We start from the raw sequence: 20,888 nt of genomic DNA on the forward strand, positions 1-20,888 counted from the left end.
CAAAAAATAACATTTGAGCTATTGCACTTCCAACAAATTTAATCAGAACTTTATAAAGGCCAAACAATTATGTGATAATTGTCAGAAGTGAAAGGTTCTCTTTACTCTGTTATTTATATTAGTAAGCATTTCATATGGAATAATGTTCAAGGAATCAGCCATTTTTTTTATACTTTGTAGTAATCCAAATACTTCCACTTCATCGCCTTCGTGCGCATCTATGTTTGTGATATCCAGCATAGTCATGTCCATGCACACATTACCAATGGTGGGTGCAAACTGCTTATTCACAATCATTCCTCCTGCTCCATTACTGAACAACCTACTGTAGCCATCTGCATAGCCAATAGAAACTATGGCTATTATCTTATCAGCTTCAACTTTTCCCATTCTTCCATAGCCAACTGAACCACCCTTTTTCACCTTTTTAGTCTGAGTAATTTTAGTTTTTAGTGATGCTACAGTCTGTAATCTATCTTGAGTTTCATCGTCATTTGCAATTCCGTACAATCCAATTCCAAGTCTTACCATATCCAACTGATATTCAGTGAACCTACTTATGCCAGAACTATTCAGTGCGTGTAAGAGTGGTTTTTCAGGTAAAAGTTTCGCAATTTTTGTAGCCCATTTTTTAAAATGCTCAAGCTGTTCTAAACTAAATTTATCGAACACTGGATCGTCCGAAGCGGCTAAATGTGTGTAAATGGATTTGATTTTAATTCGAGATTGAGATTGCAGAATTTGACTTAGAATTTTATCATCTTCAGGCATAAAGCCAAGCCTATGCATCCCAGTATCTAAATTGAGGTGCGCATTTAGCTGAGCATTTTTGTTGGCCAAAAAAGTGAGGATAGAGCTTAAATAGGAAATTGAATAAATCTCTGGTTCTAAGTTCCAAGTGAGCAATTGTTCGAAATTCTCTTCCGTTGTATTCATGACCATAATGGGTGTGTTTATCCCATTTTGTCTTAATGCAACGCCTTCATCTGCATAGGCAACAGAAAGGTAATCTACATTATGATGTTGCAATACTCTGGCTACCTCCCGCGATCCAGAACCATAGGCGGAGGCCTTCACCATCACCATCATTTTAGTGCTTGGCTTCAGCAGAGATTTGAAATAATTGTAATTATGAACCAATGCTTCCAAATCAATTTCTAACCGAGTTGAATGGATTTGGTTGGTAAGTCTTTGAACTATTTTTTCGAATGAAAACACACGCCCACCTTTTACTAAGATCATTGAATCAGCAAATGACTTTACTTTAATTTGGCGAAGAAACTCATCAGTGCTTTCAAAGAATTGGGCATTCAGATTAAAAAGATTTTCGCACTTCTTAAAATCGTCACCTATCAAATAGACGTCATCAATTTTATATTGCTCAAGCAATTTGGCTATGTATGAATAGGTTTCAGTTGGGTTTGCTAGCTGAGCCAAAGCAGAAAGTATTACAGTTTTCTTATCCCTAATGCCAAATGAAATCAAATAATCCAATGCGACTTTCAAGCCAGCCAGATCATTGTTATAAGTGTCATCGATTATGATTGAGCCGAACTTGCCTTCCTTAATTTCTAATCTAGATTCAATTGGCTTAAGTGCTCTTATACCATTTACAATTGATTGATGAGAGATTTTTAATGCCAGCAACAATGATATGCAGTGAAATAGATTTTCTTTGGATGCAGCATCTTTAAATGGGCATTCAAACTCAAATGACGCACCATTATAATTAACTCGCCAAAGTGAAAGGCTTTGATTAACAAGATGGAATTGGATATCAGCTTGACCTTGTTCATTTTTTGACCAAGACAGCCGCTTAGTTTTGGGGAATAATTCTTCTACTGTTTTCGCAACTAGCATTTGATCTGTAGAATAGATCAGGAGCCCGGTATTTTTAAATAACTGAAGCTTCTCATTCAGCTTATCTTCAACTGATCTGAAACCTTCCTCATGGGCTGTGCCAATATTTGTTATGATTCCGATATTTGGCTTAAGGATGATTTCTAGTTTGGTCATTTCTGCTTTCTGAGAAATACCAGCTTCGAAAATAGCCAAGTCGAAGTGTTCTGACATTTCCCAGACTGAGAGAGGCACGCCTATTTGTGAGTTGAAGCTTTTCGGGCTTTTTACTATTTTAAAATGGGAGTGAAGCAACTCTGTTAACCATTCTTTAACGATGGTTTTGCCATTGCTGCCAGTAATTCCAATTACCGGGTAAGAGAATTTTTGACGGTGAAAGGACGCAAGCATTTGAAGAGCCTGAAGAGTATCTGAAACTTCAAGAATATTACAATCGCCTGGAAATGGAAAAGCGGGTGGTAAATAGGAGACTACAAAATTTCGAATACCTTTTTCATAAGCAGCTGATAGATATAAGTGGCCATCGCTTTTTTCTCCCTTTAAGGCAAAAAATAAAGCCTGATCAGAAACATTGCCTACTCGAGTATCAATCAGTAACTGATCAATTGTCGTGTCTGGCTTTGCTATTTCCTTTCGGTTGCAATTGACTATTTCACTTATTTTCGAAATATTATACATGCTTATTCCTCAACACAGTTTTGCTCCATTTGGCACTTCTCCATCAACAGTGGCCAAGACTACATGTCCATTATCATCAAAGAAGCCCGTCACCAAGATTTCAGATAGCAAATTTGCGATTTGTTTTGGCTTGAAGTTACATACAGCAATTACTTTTTTACCAATCAAATGCTCGGGCAAATAATGCTCAGTAATCTGTGCGCTTGATTTTTTTATACCTAGCTCAGGCCCCATGTCCACATGCAATATGTAGGCAGGCTTTTTCGCTTTTTCAAAATGGCTTGCTCTTATAATAGTACCAATTCGGATGTCAACTTTGGCGAAGTCTCCCCAATCAATATAATCATTTGTCATAGGTGAATTTCTTAAATAAGCGGTTTTGTAGATAGATTTATATTTCTCCGAGCTGAAGTTAAATATTCTGGATTAGAGTAAGGAAGCTTATAAAATATTTTTCGTTAGACTGTTGTAAAAGGTTATTAATTAGTATATTTGGTGCCTATGCTGAAAAAACCTATGAAAAACGAGTTTAAAGTAGTTTTGTTGATTTTTATATTTTCGGGAACTGCCTTTTCTTTTCAAGCAAATGCAGTTGACCAAAATAGCCATGAATCTTCTTGGTTAGCACTTCAAGATGCACATCAAGAAAATCCAAATTCAGCTAAACAACAAAACCCAAACACACCATCTGCCAATAGCGAAGTGTCAGAGAAAACGGTGAGTTTCGATTTCGTAGAAGAAAACAAGCTGAAAAATGAGAGAGAGGATATCCTTATCACTCCAAATCAGAAATTAACACTTAAGAATAACCCTCCCGCAAATAGTAATTCGAAGAATTCAGAAAAAGTTGAAAGTGAAAGCCAATCTTCTATCCTTTCTTTCAACTTGATGCTAAACTTACTTTATAGATTTAAGACTAGCGACTAAAAAATCATTATTAGTCCTTATTTCTAAGTATCCAATTTCTTTTTGCAACATTATTGCATTAAGTTTGCAAGCCTAATTGGTTATGCAATTGAAATCATTATTTCCACTATACTTTCTTTTTTCCTCAGTCCTAATTCATTTCAGCTTCTTTTTTGAAGCCAGCGGACAGGATTGTTCTGCAGAATTAATTCTCGAAATTCAAGATGCTGATAATGCTGAGCCGCTTGCTGGAGCAGCTGTTTGGATCAATCAATTGGACAAAGGTCAAGCTGCTGATAATGATGGAATAGTCAAATTTTCAACCCTTTGTGTTGGTCAAAAGTACACTGTAGACATTCATTTTATTGGCTATGAGGAGATTCGGATAGAGTTTGTTGCTAAAGAGACTCAGAAAATTCAAGTAAAGCTCAATCAAAGTAATATAGTATTAAGTGAAGTGGTAGTAGACGGCGAGCGCCAAATTGCTATAACTCAAGCTACTCAGCAATTAAGAGGGCAAGCACTTTCACGATCCCGAGGCAAATCCTTGGGCGAGTCACTCAAAGACTTGCCAGGCCTCAGCTCCTTACAAACGGGGCCGGGAATTTCCAAGCCCGTAATACAGGGGCTGCATAGCAACCGAATCCTCATTCTTAACAATGGTATTCGTCAAGAAGGGCAGCAATGGGGAGCAGAGCATGCGCCAGAAATTGATCCATTCGTTGCTAGCAAAATCACCGTTATAAAAGGTGCCGAAGGCGTAAAATATGGCCCAGATGCTATTGGAGGTGTTATCATTTTAGAGCCGGAGGATTTGCGAATCAACAAAAAATTTGGTGGTGAAATAAATACTGCTGGAATGACAAATAGTCGTATGGGGGTATTCTCCACCATTTTCGAAGGCAATATCTCTACCTTAAATAACTTCGGTTGGCGTGTTCAGGCTTCTGTCAAAAGGGGAGGTGACTTTCAAGCTCCTGATTATAATTTGATGAACACAGGAGTGAAGGAGCTAAATTTTTCACTTGCTGGTGGTTGGAACACAGAAAACAAAGGGCTGGAAGTATTCTTTAGCCGATTCAATACCGACATTGGCATCCTAAGAAGTGCTCATATCGGGAACCTTACTGATTTGGAAGATGCAATTGGCCGTAATGAACCATTCTATCAAAGGGATTTTTCTTATGAAATCGATAATCCAAGACAAGAACTTAAACACTCCTTGCTAAAATTGAATGGCTACTGGACTGCACTAAATCTGGGTAAGATTAAAGCGAAGTACGGTGGTCAATGGAATTTACGTCGTGAATTCGATGTCCGTAGAGGCGGGAGGTCAGATAGAGCGGCAATAGATATGGATCTGAATACACACAGTCTTGATTTGGGATTGGAGCATAAAGCAATTGGCTCCTTGAAAGGCGAAGTAGGCATTACTGGCATATATCAGCAGAATAGAAATGTACCTGGAACTGGAGTTGACCCACTTATACCATTTTTCAATCAATTCACTACTGGCATTTTCTTGATTGAGAAATACATTAAAGACAATTGGCAATTGGAATTTGGTGCTAGATACGATCATCGAGAGTTAGAGGTGAAAACTTTTAACGAAAGTAACCAATTAGTGAATCCTAAATACTCGTTCGATAATCATACCTTTTCAATTGGAGGGCAAATTGATTTGAATGAGAGCATTCGACTTTCAAGTAATTTGGGTTCGGCTTGGAGGCCACCTCATGTCAGTGAGCTTTTTAGCAATGGACTTCATCATGGAGTTGCAGCTATTGAAAGAGGCTTATTATACGAAGGGGGTATATTGTCAGATGTGGAAAACAGTGAAGCAATTAAGGCCGAGTCCTCATTAAAATGGGTAAATACTCTGAGTATAAATAAGAATAAATGGAGCGCTGTTGCGAATCCATATATTCAGCGAATTAATAATTTTGTTTATCTGGAGCCTAAGCCTGGAGAGTTCGTACTTACTGTAAGAGGAGCGTTCCCACTTCAACAATATGTGCAGACGGATGCTCAATTAGTTGGCTTTGATGGAACAGTAAACTATGACTTTACTACAGATTTGAATGCTACATTGAGTTATAGTATGGTTCGTGCAAATGACCTGAATAAGAACGAAGCCATAATTTGGATGCCTGCAGATAGGTATAATTTTTCTTTACGTAAAAATTTTTCTGGAAAATTCAGTCCATTTATTGAAGGCTCCGTTTCGCATGTTGCGCGGCAAAGCAGAGTGTCAGACGACAGAGATTTTACTGCTGCACCAGATGCTTATCAATTGGTTGATTTGGCTTTGGGAGCAAGTACTACTGTAGGATCCAATAATTTGAGTCTTTTTATAGATGTTGAAAACTTAATGAATACATCTTACAGAGACTATATGAATAGACTAAGATACTATGCTGATGAACTGGGAAGAAACATCAGTATTAGATTTCAATATCAGTTTTAATTAATGTTTAACTTAAATTCAGTGGGAAAATGAATTACAAAACAACAATGAACAAAAGCTTATTGCTGCTATTATTTGCATCGATATTTGCTTCGGCATGCAGCAGCGATGATGATCCAGAGCCAGAAAATGAAACAGAAATCATCACAAGAGTAGAAATGAAATTTACCAATACGCTTAACACAAGCGAGGTGGTAACGGCCAAAGTTGATGATCCTGATGGGCCTGGTGGTAACGACCCTATTTTTACTCACCCAACGCTCAAGCCAGGAACAGTTTACAGTGTAAGTATTGAGCTTTTCAATGATTTGGAAGGGGAAGATATTACTGAGGAAGTCCAAGAAGAAGCTGATGAACACCAATTCTTCTTTATTCCAACAGGAGATATATTCACAACTATCGCATATGATGATGTGGATGATTTTGGAAGACCTGTCGGTTTGAGTTCTATATTCACAACGGGAGTAGCAGGCACTGGGACATTACGAGTAGTGTTAAGACACATGCCAAATAAAACGGCTGCTGGTGTAGCAGAAGGTATTATTAATAATGCAGGGGGTGATACAGATGTCGATATTATCGTCAATGTAACAGTACAGTAAAACAAATTTTAATCAATAAAAAAGGCTGCTTAAACTAATTAGGCAGCCTTTTTTATTGATTTTCACAGTGTAATTAAGGTTCGTCGGTTGTGTAATTGCTAGTAAATTTTTCTAGAGATTTTAAATCGATCTTATTCTCATAAAGCGCTTTCCCGAAAATAACTCCATAAACTCCCAAATCTTGAAGTTTGGAGATATCATCCACAGATCGTACACCGCCACTTGCCAAAACACATAAGCCAGGAAAACGATCAATAAGATTTTTGTATAAATCAAATGAGGGGCCTTCCATTAATCCATCTTTTGAAATATCAGTAGTTTTAATATATTTCAAGCTTCTGAAATAGAAACTATCCACATGATCGTAAATATCTATTTCGGTTTTTTTCTCCCAACCTTTAATCAAGATCTTTTCGTTTAGCGCATCAGCTCCAAGAACTATTCTATTTCGGCCATAAGAAATAATCCAAGATGCGAACCAATCGGGCTTGTTTACTGCGATGGTTGCAGCTGTTATAGAAGTTGCTCCATATTCATAGGCCTTACTAATGTCGCCATCAGTATTAATCCCCCCGCTAAAATTTATTCTCAAATTGGTATAACCAGCAATGGTTTCCAAGATGTGGTAATTTACTGGCGAGCCACGGCGTGCGCCATCCAAATCTACCAAATGGATGATCCTAATGCCATGATCTTCAAATTTCTTGGCAAGCTCCAAAGGGTCTTCTTTGTATACCTTCTCATTTGTAAAGTCACCCTTTTGGAGCCTTACAAATTTCCCGTTGAGTATCGATATGGAAGGAATAATTTCAATCATGAATCATAAAATAAAAATTTGAATGGAGGATTTTAATTCAAATGTACTTGACAATTTTTAATGAAAAACTAAATGGTCGATTGCTAATATACTAAATATCCGACTTTATTTTAATTGTTCATAAAACAATCATTTTTTTCGATTTGCCAGAATGCAGGAGGGCAAGGGTTCTTTCCATATATTTGTGAGCATTTTCAAACTCATTTATTCGTGACTCCACAATATTCAATTCAAAACCTCCCGCTTACTCAAATTGCTGAACAGTTTGGCACTCCACTTTACGTATATGATTCGGAAAAGATCATTTCAAATTACAATACCCTAGCAAATGCTTTTCCCGGACTTAAGGTCAAAATCAAATATGCAAGTAAAGCATTAACCAACATTGCTATTTTGAAGCTATTAAAAAAGGTTGGTTCTGGTATGGATGCCGTGTCAATAGAGGAGGTGAAAATTGGATTGAAAGCAGGCTTTGAACCAAGTGAAATCCTGTTTACGCCAAATAGCGTTGCTATGGACGAAATAGATGAAGCGGTAAAATTGGGCGTGGTTATCAATATCGACAATATTTCTGTGCTTGAGCAATTCGGACATAAATACCACAATACAGTACCATGTTGCATACGCTTCAACCCTGGGATAATGGCGGGAGGTCACTCCAAGATTTCCGTTGGCCATATCGACTCGAAGTTTGGAATTTCCATTTTGCAGCTGAGACATGTCATCAGAGTAGTGGAAGCAAATAACATGAAAATCAATGGATTACACGTGCATACTGGCTCGGATATTCTCGATGCAGAAGTATTCTTGCGAGGAGCAGAAATCCTATTCGATGCAGCTATGAGCTTTCCAGATTTAGATTTTATTGATTTTGGCAGCGGTTTCAAAGTTGCTTACAGAGATGGCGATGTTACCACGGATATTGTGGCTTTGGGCGCTAGATTGAGCAAAGCCTTTAAGAATTTCTGTATGGAATATGGCCGTGAACTTGAGCTTTGGTTTGAGCCAGGGAAATATCTGGTAAGTGAAGCTGGAATTCTACTCGTGAAAGCTAATGTAATTAAAACCACTCCTGCTACTGTATTTGTAGGAGTCAACTCAGGCATGAATCACTTGCTTAGACCAATGATGTATGAAGCATATCATGACATTGTAAATGTGAGTAATCCTGATGGAACGCCTAGAGTTTATACAGTTGTTGGTTATATCTGCGAGACGGATACCCTAGGCGCAGACAGAAAATTGTCTGAAACGCGGGAGGGTGATGTATTGGCAATAATGAACGCCGGGGCTTATGGCTACATGATGGCTTCTAACTATAATTCAAGACCAAAACCAGCAGAAGTTTTAGTTCATGAAGGCAAAGCCCATTTGATTAGAAAACGTGAAACTCTTGATGATATTCTAAGGAATCAAGTAGATATAGAATTATAGAAATTAGCTGATTAATAAGCTAGCCAGATTTTTTGTTTAAGAGTCTGGCTATTTTTATTTAAGATTACCCAATATATTCCACCCTTGAGTGTATTCAATGGAATTTGATAGTATTTATCCCTTTTGTTAGGGCTATTCAGAATAGTTGTAAATACTACCTTGCCTGTGCTCGAAAAAATTTGGACTCGAACTGAGGATTTCGAATCTAGGCTTTCAATAAAGAGGTTTTTGCTTGGTGTTACCCAAATTTTGGGAGCAGTTACAATGCCCAAATCTATCCTTTGAATTTCCGAAGTACTTGCGCTACCGTCAATATCCACTTGTTTGATTTTGTAATAGTTTCTGCTATTGCTGATTTGTGAATCAGTAAAAGTATAGTGCGAAATTGCCTTTGAGTTGCCAATCGCGTTCACTCTGCCAATTTTCTTAAATATCCTCCCGCCATCTTCCGATTTGAGGACTTCAAAGTGACTTACATTTTTTTCAAAGCGGGTTTCCCAATTGACGAGTACACTTTGATTTTGGGATTCAATTTTGAAAGATTTCCAAACTAGAGGCAATGTACTTTGAGGAATAATAGTTCCTAATCCATAAACACCGGTAGGATTGGCACTCACAGTAATTTCCCCAATTTCACTATTGTCTAGAGTGCTTAATTCCTCTAAATCACCACTGACGGTTGACGAAAAGCCAATTCTAATATCCTCATCATCACTTGCAATGTCATCCGGATCATAAATAAACCTAATGCTGCCACTGCTGAGGCTTCCAGCAACTGATTCCAATTGCCAATGATATAGATCGCTCAAAACTATTATTGGTTCCACCGGATTACCTATTGGTTCGCTATCTATCAATTCAATGCTATAGGTGTGACCCGACCCTGTGATATCTGCATAAACAGGTCTGAAAATTTCGCTTTTCCCAATTGGGAAATATTTTTCTCCATTTCCAGAATGTGCAAGAGGTCCGGAGACAAAACTATCTTCTGAGCCTCCATTGATGGTTCCATCTGCATCAATGGTAAGTAAATGACTTTCTGAAATTATGTTTCCTTGAATTAATATAAGCTGGTTGGTAACAGTTTTTGACTCATGTAAAGTCAGGCCATTTGAATTGTCAATTATTAAATTAGGAATACTAAGATCCGGCCAGTTTTCTTCAGTAGTAGTTTGAGCGACATTCCCTCGAAACACTAATGAAAAGGTAGAAGGAAAGCTGAGCGTAAATGAATTTCGATTAGTTATTGCACTTTCTTCAATGACTAATGAATCATTTACAGTTATTGCATTAGCTAAGGTTTTTACGCCTGTTCCTGCAAGTTTGAGTATTTCATAAGTTTCAATATCTATGCCTCCTGAATTGCTTTGTAGCAATGTTTGATTTCCGCTTCGTGAATAAATGACACAACCTTCATTAAGAATATTCGCCGCGGCTATATGTGGGTTTGCTCCTAATAATTCCAATGTTCCACCTTCTTCAATCCTAAATTCTTGGCAAGCACTATCGCCACCTTTCGATATTACCTGCAAACCTGAAGACGCACCTGTTCGATTAGAAATTAATTTACCACCATCTTCTATTGTAAATACACCAGAACTACCACTTGCGCCACCACCATCTGCTGATAGACGATTGGTGCTAGAGTTTACTGTTCCATTGCTGATTACAATCCTTCTAGCTTTGAATGTATTAGCAATAGTAATAATATCTTCATTACCCACATCGAAAACAATCCTAAATGAATTATGATTGGCTGCCCAAGCACTTTCATGCACAAATGTCCTTGAATTGCCTTTGACTATTATTCCGCCTGAATTATCAGATTCGATTTGACTCTGACTTACGCCAATACTAGAATTGAAATCGTTATTTCCTAATGCCGGAGTAGTTCCTTCCGAGGCATAATAGTTCCGCAAAAATCCGTAAATCTCCAGTGAATTAGAGCCTAGAATCAAGAAACTGCTACAAACACCCGTATCGCATCCTCCGCCATTGGAGTCAACTCCTGCACTTAAATGCAGATTAAGAACCTTTTGATTTGAATTGACCGTAACGGTATGCTGTACCTGTATCCACGCCGAGTTTGTCTCATTTGGGAATTGACCTGAGGTGGCATCTACCCAAGTTGATCCCGTATACCGCTCCCAAGTTGAATTTGAGCTCCATAGACCATCGCCTTTACTCCTGAAATCACCAACATTTTGTGCAGAGTAAGTAGTTGAGCTAATTAGGGTCAGCACAATAAACAGAAGCAGACAATATTTCTGAATATATTTTTTCACCATTTTTATATGGTTGCTATCAGCTTTAAAAGTTGTAGCAATGAAAAAACGAAATTTCAGAGCAGCGTCGGCTTTAGATAATTGGTATTATCTACTTGTTTTTATTCTCCAGTAAGCGCAATCATCCGCTCCTTCAAAGGCTTGTAATAAGCCCTACCGATTGATATTTCCTGATCACCCATAAATAGGTGTGTAGGCTTGATTGCAGTAATAGCATCTAATCGGATTATATGAGATTTGTGAATCCTTAAGAAATCCCTTTCAGGCAGCTTAGGTTCAATTTCTTTCATTGGTTTGTTTATAAGGATATTCTTATCCTTGGTAGTAATGTTGATTTTACGCCCGTCAGAGCTAATCAATAATATTTCACTAAACTTCACTTTGGTGAGTATTCCGGCGAATCGCACAAAAATTCCATCACCCATTATTAAATTCTCCTCATTTGCAGTAGACGATTTCTTCTTCGACTTTTCGTCTTCAGTTTTAAGATTTTCATAATTGCTCAAGGCAATTTCAATCGCTGCAAATACACCATCAACTTTAAAAGGCTTTACAAGATAACCAAATGGCAATGTCTTTTTAGCTCTTTCCAATATAGCTCTTTCCGCAAATGCAGTAAGATAAATAAATGGTAAATTATACTTCTCTTTAATTATTTCACCTAATTGGATTCCATCCTTATCACCTTGAATATTAATGTCTAATAGAATCAAGTTTGGTTTAAAAGATTCTATTTTAGTAAGAGCTAAATCTGCCGAAGGTGCCGTATCGGTAACATAACCTCCCGATAGTTCGAGAATTTCCATTAAGTTTTCAGCGATACTCGCATCATCTTCTACTACTAATATTTTAAGTTTTGAAGCCAAGTTATAGATGGGTTTTTGTGGTTAAGATTACTAATATCGACATTAATTCTAATCAATTCAAAAATTAGGAGATTAAATGAATTGAAAATTTTCAGAAAATTGGTATTGAAAACAGAAAAAGAGGTATTAACCAACCAGTTTTTTGTAATCTGCTTGGCTAACGTTTAACTTTTGTCCTTTGAATTAGTAATTTGAAAATGAACCAATTTTGGTAATTTTTAATCAGCAGGCTTAGTTTTCTCTTCAAATCTCGAAGGAAATAGCGGACTCTCAGTTTTCATCCATTTATCCCAAATCGTAAAATACAATCCATAATTGCAGGAGTATTTTTGATGATGTAAGCTGTGATGGCTTGCTCCAATCCAATGTTTCCCAAACCAATGCTTGTGTGTGCCACGTGGATAAATCTCAATATCTAAATGGTTTATCACACTGGTGATCGTCATAATGGTGAGTTGTGTAATGATCGCATAAGGATGCATAGGCACCACAAGGATAATTAGCGGGAGGATGATTCCTTCAAGCAGACCTTCCACAGGATGAAACGAAAAAGCCGTCCAGGGCGATGTGATCATACTCTGATGATGCACTTTGTGGATTTTTCGGTATACAGCTGGTATGTGCATCCATCTGTGTAGCCAATAGTAATACGTTTCGTGGATCAACATCCCAATGGCAATACTCGCTATAAACCACCAAATCCCATATTCATTAAAATCAGTATAAATAGCCGTATAGCCTTTTTGCCAAGCTACAGCTGTGATTGCGCCGAGGAGAGCAAACAGCAATGAAGTAAGAATGGAGTATTTTAATTCATACCAAAACTGTTTTTTTGAATGTGGCTTTTGATTGATTTTTCTGCTTCGCCATTTGTTGGGAGCCCACAAGTAGAAATAAGCATAAAAACCTCCCGCCAAAATAAAATAGCGAATTACTACCATCAAAAACATGGCAAGGAACAGCATTCCAAAAACTAAAGGTTCAGTAAAATCCCAAGGAATTGTTTCTTCCATTATCCGCCTAATTTATTGCTTTTGCTGGTATAGTTTCCACCAAGGAACCCAAGGCGTGTTGTGATGCTCGTAGTGGTAGCCAAAAAAATAGCAGCTCAAAAATGCCCAAAGATGATTTTTGGATTGACTACGAGCTTTATGTTTATTGCCTGCTTCATGCTCACCTCTATGAGGCAAATAAGTGCCAAAGTAAAATAATTGCATAGTAGCTAAGAATGATGGAGCAATCCAAAAAAGAAGAAGATTTTCTTGTGGAATATACAGCTTCAAAATATTGAATGTAATGGCCATTAATACTATTTGCTTCCAGTTTAGATATTCCATCAAAAACTTGAGATACCAGCCAAAAAAGCCTTTTTCTGCATAATCAGGATCTTTATCTGTGGCTACGTATTTATGGTGTTCGTGGTGTTTTGGTAAAAGACGCTGATAAAAATTGAAGGCAAATAGTAGTGCCGCAAAAGTGCCGATTGCTTTATTTAATCTGGGATTGCTAGGACTTACCACTCCATGCATAGCATCGTGAGCAGTGATAAAAAGCCCTGTGTATAAATGACTTTGCACCAATATAAAAAGCGGGAGGAACAAGGATGTGTAAGTAACTTCCCATTGTAAGGAAATACTCAATAGACCAAACCAAGCCGCAATGATAAGGATCGAAATAATTACGCCAAGATGTTTCTTGAGTAAAGCCATTGACAATTTTACGAAAAAATTAGAAGGTAGCTAGTCTTTCTTTTACCTGCTCCATAAGCCACATAGGAGTGGAAGTTGCGCCGCATATTCCTATTGTCTCCCCTTTGCTAAACCAGTTTGCATCCAATTGATCTGCATTGGATATGAAATAGGTAGATGGATTCTGCTCTTTACACACATTGTAAAGTACTTTTCCGTTCGAAGATTTGGTGCCGGATACGAAAATGATATGGTCGAATTTGCCAGCGAAATCTCTCAATTCTCTATCACGATTCGAAACTTGCCTGCAAATAGTGTCATTGGAATTTACTGTAATGCCAGCTTCCATCAGTGTTTTGGTAATTTCGTAAAAGCTGTCAGTACTTTTGGTAGTTTGGCTGTAGAGTGTCAGATTTTTTGGAAGTGTTTCAATATCTAATTCATCAATATTCTGAAAAACAATAGCTTCATTGCTGGTTTGCCCCAAAAGGCCAATTACTTCTGCATGGCCATGCTTGCCATAAATGTATATCTTCTCCTTTTTGTCGAAGGAGTTTTTGATTCGGTTTTGCAACTTTAGCACCACAGGGCAGGATGCGTCAATTAGCGTAAGATTGTTGTTGAGAGCCAACTCATAAGTAGATGGAGGCTCACCATGCGCACGGATCAAAACGCTTTCATTTTTTAGCGTGCCCAAATCATCATGAGTAATTATTCTTAAGCCTTTTGCTTCCAGTCTTTTTACTTCTTCGTCATTATGCACAATGTCACCTAAGCAGTAGAGATAGCCTTGTTCATCGAGGATTTCCTCAGCCATTTCGATGGCATACACAACGCCAAAGCAAAAGCCAGAATTATGGTCGATTTCTACTTTTAGGTTTAACATATTGGATTAACTCAGAATTGATTTGATTGTTTATTTGAGCAATTGATTATATGAAATTGAGTCTGTATTTGAACCAAGTTTGGACCAGTAATCCCATTTTTTTAGTATCGGGAATTCTAATACGTTCGTCTAAAATGCGGGAGGCTGGGCAACTACGTATTTTGTCGAAAAGCTTCAAATAATATACATAAGCTAAGTAAACGCCCATTTTTGCTCCTGCAGGTAATTGCATAATTCCCGCAAGTGCCTCTTCAAAATCTTTTGATATATCAAGTTCGATTTGTTTTTTCACTTCAGGAGTGAAATGCTTGAAATCTACCCCTGGAAAATAAACCCTCCCGCGATCTTCAAAGTCGCTTTTCAAATCTCTCAAGAAGTTTACTTTTTGGAATGCAGCCCCCAATTTCTTTGCTGGAGTAACTAAACTTTGATATTGTAAATCATCACCTTTGCAGAAGACTCTTAAGCACATTAAGCCCACAACTTCTGCGGAGCCGTATATATATTCTTCGTATTTCGAATCGTCAAATTGCTTTTTGTACAGATCCATTTCCATGCTGAAAAGGAAAGCATCTATTAGATGTCTATCAATTTCATATTCGTTTACCACCAATTGGAAGCTATGTAATATTGGGTTTAAGCTTATTCCCTTTTCAATTGCCTTGAAAGTTTCTGCTTTAAACTCTTCTAGCAAAGCTGCTTTATCAAAATCGTGAAATGTGTCTACGATTTCATCTGCATAGCGAACAAAACCGTAAATAGCATATATCGGGGAATGGAATTCCTTGTCTAGCGTTTTGATACCCAATGAAAATGAGGTGCTATAGCGAAGCGTCACTAGCTTGCTGCACTCAAGAGTGGTTTGGTCAAAAAGCTCTTTTCCTGTAATCATATTTCTCTATAATGGATACTCTTTCGAAATTTCTTTTGCTACTACTCTACCCGAAATCAATGAGGGTGGCACGCCTGGGCCTGGTACCGTCAATTGTCCTGTATAAAATAAGTTCTTTAGTTTTTTACTCTTAAGCGATGGTTTCAGAATTGCTGTTTGAGTCAAGGTATTTGCAAGTCCGTAAGCATTTCCTTTGAAGGCGTGATAATCCTTTACAAAGTCATTATGAGCATAACTCCTTTTATACACGATGTGCTCTCGTATGGAATTGCCAGATAATTTTTCCAATCTGTCTAGGACAATATCGAAATATTTTTCCTTAATCTCCTCACTATCTTCCATTCCCGGAGCAGTTGGAATAAGTAGAAATAAATTTTCCATTCCTTCTGGAGCAACGGTCAAATCTGTAACAGATGGTACGCAAGCATAAAATAAGGGCTTGGTAGGCCATTTGGGATTTTCATAAATCTCTGAGGAATGTACGCCTAAGTCCTCATCAAAAAACAGATTGTGATGCAATAGGTTTTTGAGCTTTTTATTCACTCCCACATAATAAAGTAGGGATGAAGGCGCCATCACACGCTTATCCCAATAGTTGCTGCTGTATGATTGCTTGTCTTTCGGCAGCAGCTTGGATTCTATATGATGGTAATCTGCACCGCCAACTACAATATCGGCTTCATATTCGCCATTAGTAGTGATTACTTTGCGGATTTTGTCGCCATCAAACTGAAAGCCTTTTACTTCTTGGTTGAGTTTGATTTCCACACCCATTTCTTGGGCGAGGGAAACCATTCCTTCTACTATTTTAAACATGCCGCCTTTTGGATACCAAGTGCCCAAAGCCATATCGGCATAATTCATCAAACTGTAAAGTGCTGGGATTTTGTGGGCTGTAGCTCCTAAAAATAGCACGGGAAACTCCATCAATGCGACAAGTTTTGGATGCTTAAAAAATTGCGCTACATGCTTACTCATAGATGTAAAAACGTCTAATCGTAATACATCCCTCCAAAGTTGGGTATCGATATATTCAGTTAGGCTGCGGCCAGGTCTGAATACCAAATCGTGAATGCCTACTTGGTATTTATAGGCGGCTTGGCTCATGAATTCTTTCAACCTCCCACTGCTTCCAGGCTCGAGCGATTCGAACATAGCATCGAGTTCGGCTGGCACAGCTGGGATATCTAGACGATCATCTTTCCCAAAAAAAACTGAATAGGATGGATCTAAGCGGATAAGATCATAATAATCGGAAGTCTTTTTTCCGAAATGCGCAAAATACGAATCGAACACATCAGGCATCCAATACCAACTTGGACCCATATCAAAAACAAAACCCTGCTCCTCAAATTTCCTTGCCCTTCCACCAGGCACGGAATTTTTCTCAAGCAGGGTGACTATATAACCCTCTTTACTAAGACATGAAGCAGCAGATAGGCCAGAGAAACCTGAACCAATGACGATTACACTTTTTTGCTTCATAGAAATACTGATTTTTCAATAAGATGAACAATTAATAATGAGCATAATATACTCAATTTTCAACCTTAGTTGTATGCGTACACCTTCAACCTGTCTTTCAGTATTTTTCTAGCAATGTGAATTCTATTCTTAACAGTACCGATTGGGATTCCCAATTTATCAGCAATTTCATGGTACTTAAATCCTCTGTAGTGCATCATAAATGGCGCCTTGTGTACATCGTCTAATTCTTCAATTGCCAAGTTGATGTCCTTAAGAGCAAATCCAGTGTACGCATTGTTTTCGATAATGCTGCCAGAGGAATTGATGTAATGCAAATTGTCTGTAGTATCTACAAAAGTTCCCTTTCTTACCATACGTTGGTAATTGGTGATAAAGGTATTCTTCATAATGGTATACAACCATGCTTTGAGGTTTGTACCCTCAGTAAATTTTTCACGATTGGTGAAGGCTTTTAAGACTGTTTCCTGCATCAAATCGTTTGCATCTTCCATGTCCCTTGTAAGTTTCAATGCGAAAGGCTTCAAGGACTTGGACATTTTGTCGAGCGTGTAACTGAATTCTAAAGCTGTCATGTCTTTTAGGTTGTTTTGTTGAACAAATCTAGCGAATGATTAAACAACATCCAATAATTTGTTTATTCTTTTTTCGTAATAATTAAACAAAAAGTTACGTAAATTTTTAAAATAATTTTTATAAATGCGTTTAAACACGTATAAAGGCCTAAAATGAAGAAAAATTATTTTTCATTAAACAATTAATGTTTATCTAAACATAAACAAAAATAAGCATTGAAAATGGAATAAGCGGGAGGATATAAAAAAAGCTACCCAATTTGGATAGCTTATATTATTACGAGCCTTGAGAAAATTTATGCCTATACAGTAGCGACTTCTTGTTCGATGTAGTCTATGAGATACTGAATGTTGGCCATTTCAATTGTATTTTCGGTAAGTTCTAAGTCTTGCCCAATTACTTGATAGCCGCTGAGGATTACTGTAGAGTCACTAAACTTCTTACCAAGATTCTGCACGTAGTTTTGCACGTTTTCTTGATCTGGTGAAGAAGTAATTACTGTAAGCACATATTCAGGTTTGTGAATATCCTTTACAATGTCTAAGTCTCGCAGAGGCATATTTTGTCCAAGGTAAATTACTTTGAATCCACGTGCCTTAATTAGATAGCAGCTAAACAACAAACTCAATTCGTGTAATTCGCCTTCTGGCAAATACAATAAGAATTTCTTCGCATGAGGATCAGCTGTTTTTATTTGGCCATCGATCGCCACAATCATTTTTTGTCTAATCAGATTGCTGATGAAGTGCTCATTGGCAGGATTGATTGAGCCCGTTTGCCATAATAAACCAATCCTCGAAAGGAATGGATAAACAATTTCTTTGATGGTTTTCTCAAAACCCATTTGAAGGATAGAAGTATTCAATATTTTCTCGAATCTATCTTCATCCATGTCCACCATAGCAATGGTGAGCGCATGTATTTGATCTGGAAAGTGTAAATGCCTTTCGGTAAGTTTAAGTACTTCCTCTTGCATTTCCTTTTCGGTCATTTCAGCGATGCGAGAAATGCGGAATCCGTTATCCTTAAGTAAGGAAATATTCAATACTAGTTTTAAGTCTTGGTCATCGTAATAGCGGATATTCGTTTCCGTACGTTTTGGGGACATAAAATTGTATCGCTGCTCCCAAATTCTAAGTGTGTGAGCTTTGATGCCTGACAAATGTTCCAAATCCTTAATTGAATATACGCTCACCATGCTTTCCTCATTTATTTGTCAAATTTGAAATATCTTTTCGGTACATAGAGCAATCCAAAACAAATTGCTCCATCCTTTTTATTTGTCTTATGATGATCCTTATGTGCTTTGGCAATTCCTTCGATGAATTTACTGCCTGGTCGCTTTGCCCATTTTACTCTTCTGTGGATAAACATATCGTGGAAGATAAAATAGACCATTCCATACAAACTTATCCCTGCGCCTAACCAAAATCGATAATCCCATTCGGGTAAGCCTAGGATGATCAAAACAATCGCAATGCTTCCAAAGAAAAGTGTAAAGACATCGTTTAGTTCGAATTTACCTTTGCTGGGATTGTGGTGGGTTTTGTGAATAAACCACAACGGGCCATGCATCAAATACTTGTGAATGGCCCAAGAAGCAATCTCCATTGCTACAAATCCGATAATTAAGAATAGCAAACCGATCATTTTATGAAGAACTCTGATTGATTAATAATGTTTAATTTCCGATAAAAAGAATTAAAAGCCTCAATATCAGAAAGAAAAATAGTTGGATGATAAAGACTTTGCTAGCCAGAAAGTTATATTTAGTGAAGGGGAGTTTGAAAAACAGTATTTGAAGAATAAGAGAGATGGCAAACCATCCGATATAATTTTTGAATGGGATGCTACCTCCCGCCCATGACCAAAAGTCGAAGTAAACGGCTACGGGCTCAATCAGGATATCCAAACCAACCATAAGCAATGCAGCAATTATGGGTTTGAGCCACGGGGCAATAGGAAAACTATTTGCCAAATAACCACTTGCCAAAACTAAAATAAGCCAGTTGGCACCAATAAGTATGGGTACTTTCCAAAGCTTAAATCCAAGGGTTGCTCCATAGCTATAATCACCAAAAATAAGCCCTGTATGTACCCCCAACACTTCAGAAGAATATCCAACCAAAAAGGTGATAATAGCAAAAAGCAGAAAACTGCGGTTTTTATTTTCTTGAAAAAGAATTAACAATATAGCACTAGTCCACAAGGAAAATGGGGTAAGATCTTGAAACAATGCCCTGCTTGCAGGAAATGCCAAACCAATAACACCGGCAGTGTAAATCAGTATAAGAAGCACAAAAGCTCCTTTAACAAGCTGATTTTGGAAGGGGTGTAAATAATTTGCTTGGGTCATTTTATCCTTTTGTGCAATAGCCAACAATAATGCGAAATAAAGACTCAAAAGCTTAAAAAGCGAATGGGGAGGTTTTGTTTGATTAATTTGATCTCCATGTAATTTATTTACCTTATTCAACCAGTAAATCTTACCACTAAATCACTCCAGATAAATGAATAATTTGAAATTCCACAAAGTTATTTTAAAGAAAAGATTAATTTTATTGCAAATTCAAATGGCTGATGATATTATATAATGTTACTATAAATATTGATAGAGATGTAGAGTCGGAGTGGATGCGTTGGATGAAATCGGTTCATATTCCAGAGGTGTTGGCTACCAACTGTTTTGAAAATGCTCGTATGCTCAAAATGATGTACGAAGAAGAATCCCAAGGTACAACTTACGCTGTGCAGTATATGGCCAAAAGCATGGAACTGATCGAGCAATATCAGCAGGAATTTGCGGAAGCATTGCAAGCCGAGCATAGCAGCCGCTATAAAGATAAATTTGTGGTATTCCGTACTTTGCTGGAAGAAGTTTAGCCAACCACATCATAGTATTCACTTTGCAATCGGCAGTTGAGCCAGCCTGCGTCAAAGTCGGATTGTAGCCTTTTGTAGAAACGGATAGCAGGCTCATTCCAGTCGAGCACTTGCCAGGCTATTTGGCGGCTGTTAGTCTCTTTTGCTCTTGCGATCAGCTTTTGGAACAGCATTTTGCCTATGCCAAGGCCTCTTTTATCCTCCCGCACCACAAAGTCCTCGAGATAAAGCACTCGTCCTTTCCATGTGGAATAGCGCCAATAGTAAAGAGCAATTCCAATTATTGTGTCATTCTCTTCTGCCACAAAAAATTCAAAAAGGGGATCCTTTCCGAAACCATCTTCGAGCATAGATTCAATACTTGTTTCCACTTCATTGGCGGCTTTTTCGTATTCAGCCAATTCTTTTATTAGATGGTAAACACTTGGAATATCTTGCGACTCACCTTTTCGAATATTGATCATGACAATAATTAATTCAAATTATAGATAAACAAATGTATCGAATTTGAATTTTTCTCCAAGTAAATATTGAACACGGAAAATCAGCGGGAGGGTGGATTT

The 20,888-nt window shown here is 37.7% G+C and carries 20 protein-coding genes; 5 read left to right on the top strand and 15 right to left on the bottom strand.

Annotated elements, in window-relative coordinates:
• Window positions 1-81: 81 nt before the first annotated feature.
• Both ACOXY8_RS10020 and ACOXY8_RS10025 read right to left on the bottom strand, forming a co-directional pair.
• Window positions 82-2,538: a bifunctional UDP-N-acetylmuramoyl-tripeptide:D-alanyl-D-alanine ligase/alanine racemase gene (locus tag ACOXY8_RS10020; protein ID WP_458331449.1), complete on the bottom strand. Its 2,457-nt coding sequence runs from the start codon at window positions 2,536-2,538 to the stop codon at window positions 82-84.
• Window positions 2,539-2,547: 9 nt separating this feature from the next.
• The gene (locus ACOXY8_RS10025; RefSeq protein WP_458331450.1) at window positions 2,548-2,892 is read right to left on the bottom strand and encodes a tRNA-binding protein; all 345 of its coding nucleotides are present in this window, start codon (window positions 2,890-2,892) and stop codon (window positions 2,548-2,550) included.
• A gap of 162 nt (window positions 2,893-3,054) precedes the next feature.
• On the opposite strand from ACOXY8_RS10025, the gene ACOXY8_RS10030 reads away from it, so the two are divergent.
• The 3 genes from ACOXY8_RS10030 (at window position 3,055) to ACOXY8_RS10040 (ending at window position 6,513) form a co-directional block, all read left to right on the top strand.
• A complete protein-coding gene (locus tag ACOXY8_RS10030) occupies window positions 3,055-3,465 on the top strand; it encodes a hypothetical protein (protein WP_458331451.1) in 411 nt (136 codons plus the stop codon).
• An 88-nt stretch (window positions 3,466-3,553) separates the two neighbouring features.
• Window positions 3,554-5,911: a TonB-dependent receptor gene (locus tag ACOXY8_RS10035; RefSeq protein ID WP_458331452.1), complete on the top strand. Its 2,358-nt coding sequence runs from the start codon at window positions 3,554-3,556 to the stop codon at window positions 5,909-5,911.
• A 29-nt stretch (window positions 5,912-5,940) separates the two neighbouring features.
• Window positions 5,941-6,513, top strand: coding sequence for a hypothetical protein (locus ACOXY8_RS10040; protein ID WP_458331453.1), 573 nt, complete (start codon window positions 5,941-5,943; stop codon window positions 6,511-6,513).
• A 73-nt stretch (window positions 6,514-6,586) separates the two neighbouring features.
• Here the strand turns inward: ACOXY8_RS10040 and ACOXY8_RS10045 are convergent, their stop codons facing one another.
• Window positions 6,587-7,330 carry a 1-(5-phosphoribosyl)-5-[(5-phosphoribosylamino)methylideneamino]imidazole-4-carboxamide isomerase gene (locus ACOXY8_RS10045; RefSeq protein WP_458331454.1) on the bottom strand — a complete coding sequence of 248 codons (744 nt, stop codon included), beginning with the start codon at window positions 7,328-7,330 and terminating at the stop codon, window positions 6,587-6,589.
• Window positions 7,331-7,540: 210 nt separating this feature from the next.
• Here ACOXY8_RS10045 and lysA point away from each other — a divergent pair, with 210 nt between their 5' ends.
• Window positions 7,541-8,764: a diaminopimelate decarboxylase gene (gene lysA, locus ACOXY8_RS10050; protein ID WP_458331455.1), complete on the top strand. Its 1,224-nt coding sequence runs from the start codon at window positions 7,541-7,543 to the stop codon at window positions 8,762-8,764.
• 11 nt (window positions 8,765-8,775) lie between these two features.
• Here the strand turns inward: lysA and ACOXY8_RS10055 are convergent, their stop codons facing one another.
• From ACOXY8_RS10055 to ACOXY8_RS10105, 11 genes are all read right to left on the bottom strand, one after another.
• A complete protein-coding gene (locus tag ACOXY8_RS10055; protein WP_458331456.1) occupies window positions 8,776-11,052 on the bottom strand; it encodes a T9SS type A sorting domain-containing protein in 2,277 nt (758 codons plus the stop codon).
• A gap of 98 nt (window positions 11,053-11,150) precedes the next feature.
• Window positions 11,151-11,915 (bottom strand): LytR/AlgR family response regulator transcription factor, encoded by a 765-nt coding sequence (locus ACOXY8_RS10060; RefSeq protein WP_458331457.1) that lies wholly within the window; start codon window positions 11,913-11,915, stop codon window positions 11,151-11,153.
• Window positions 11,916-12,133: 218 nt separating this feature from the next.
• Window positions 12,134-12,928, bottom strand: coding sequence for a sterol desaturase family protein (locus ACOXY8_RS10065; RefSeq protein ID WP_458331458.1), 795 nt, complete (start codon window positions 12,926-12,928; stop codon window positions 12,134-12,136).
• Window positions 12,929-12,940: 12 nt separating this feature from the next.
• Window positions 12,941-13,624 carry a fatty acid desaturase gene (locus tag ACOXY8_RS10070; RefSeq protein WP_458331459.1) on the bottom strand — a complete coding sequence of 228 codons (684 nt, stop codon included), beginning with the start codon at window positions 13,622-13,624 and terminating at the stop codon, window positions 12,941-12,943.
• A 19-nt stretch (window positions 13,625-13,643) separates the two neighbouring features.
• Complete coding sequence (locus ACOXY8_RS10075; protein ID WP_458331460.1) at window positions 13,644-14,489, bottom strand: 4-hydroxy-3-methylbut-2-enyl diphosphate reductase; 846 nt, start codon at window positions 14,487-14,489, stop codon at window positions 13,644-13,646.
• A 46-nt stretch (window positions 14,490-14,535) separates the two neighbouring features.
• On the bottom strand, window positions 14,536-15,381 hold the full coding sequence (locus tag ACOXY8_RS10080; RefSeq protein WP_458331461.1) for a phytoene/squalene synthase family protein: 846 nt from the start codon (window positions 15,379-15,381) through the stop codon (window positions 14,536-14,538).
• A gap of 6 nt (window positions 15,382-15,387) precedes the next feature.
• The gene (locus ACOXY8_RS10085; protein WP_458331462.1) at window positions 15,388-16,866 is read right to left on the bottom strand and encodes a phytoene desaturase family protein; all 1,479 of its coding nucleotides are present in this window, start codon (window positions 16,864-16,866) and stop codon (window positions 15,388-15,390) included.
• 65 nt (window positions 16,867-16,931) lie between these two features.
• Window positions 16,932-17,441, bottom strand: a complete 510-nt coding sequence (locus ACOXY8_RS10090) for an RNA polymerase sigma factor (protein WP_458331463.1) — start codon at window positions 17,439-17,441, stop codon at window positions 16,932-16,934.
• 302 nt (window positions 17,442-17,743) lie between these two features.
• The gene (locus ACOXY8_RS10095; RefSeq protein ID WP_458331586.1) at window positions 17,744-18,637 is read right to left on the bottom strand and encodes a MerR family transcriptional regulator; all 894 of its coding nucleotides are present in this window, start codon (window positions 18,635-18,637) and stop codon (window positions 17,744-17,746) included.
• Between the two features lie 14 nt (window positions 18,638-18,651).
• On the bottom strand, window positions 18,652-19,092 hold the full coding sequence (locus ACOXY8_RS10100; protein ID WP_458331464.1) for a sterol desaturase family protein: 441 nt from the start codon (window positions 19,090-19,092) through the stop codon (window positions 18,652-18,654).
• Window positions 19,093-19,123: 31 nt separating this feature from the next.
• Window positions 19,124-19,798 carry a carotenoid biosynthesis protein gene (locus tag ACOXY8_RS10105; protein WP_458331465.1) on the bottom strand — a complete coding sequence of 225 codons (675 nt, stop codon included), beginning with the start codon at window positions 19,796-19,798 and terminating at the stop codon, window positions 19,124-19,126.
• Between the two features lie 224 nt (window positions 19,799-20,022).
• Here ACOXY8_RS10105 and ACOXY8_RS10110 point away from each other — a divergent pair, with 224 nt between their 5' ends.
• Window positions 20,023-20,325 (top strand): DUF4286 family protein, encoded by a 303-nt coding sequence (locus ACOXY8_RS10110; RefSeq protein ID WP_458331466.1) that lies wholly within the window; start codon window positions 20,023-20,025, stop codon window positions 20,323-20,325.
• Here ACOXY8_RS10110 and ACOXY8_RS10115 read toward each other — a convergent pair.
• Window positions 20,322-20,789: an N-acetyltransferase family protein gene (locus ACOXY8_RS10115; RefSeq protein ID WP_458331467.1), complete on the bottom strand. Its 468-nt coding sequence runs from the start codon at window positions 20,787-20,789 to the stop codon at window positions 20,322-20,324. The genes ACOXY8_RS10110 and ACOXY8_RS10115 overlap by 4 nt on opposite strands.
• Between the last annotated feature and the right edge of the window lie 99 nt (window positions 20,790-20,888).

This window comes from Peijinzhouia sedimentorum (assembly GCF_049340005.1).
Taxonomy (GTDB): Bacteria; Bacteroidota; Bacteroidia; order Cytophagales; family Cyclobacteriaceae; genus CAXBDP01.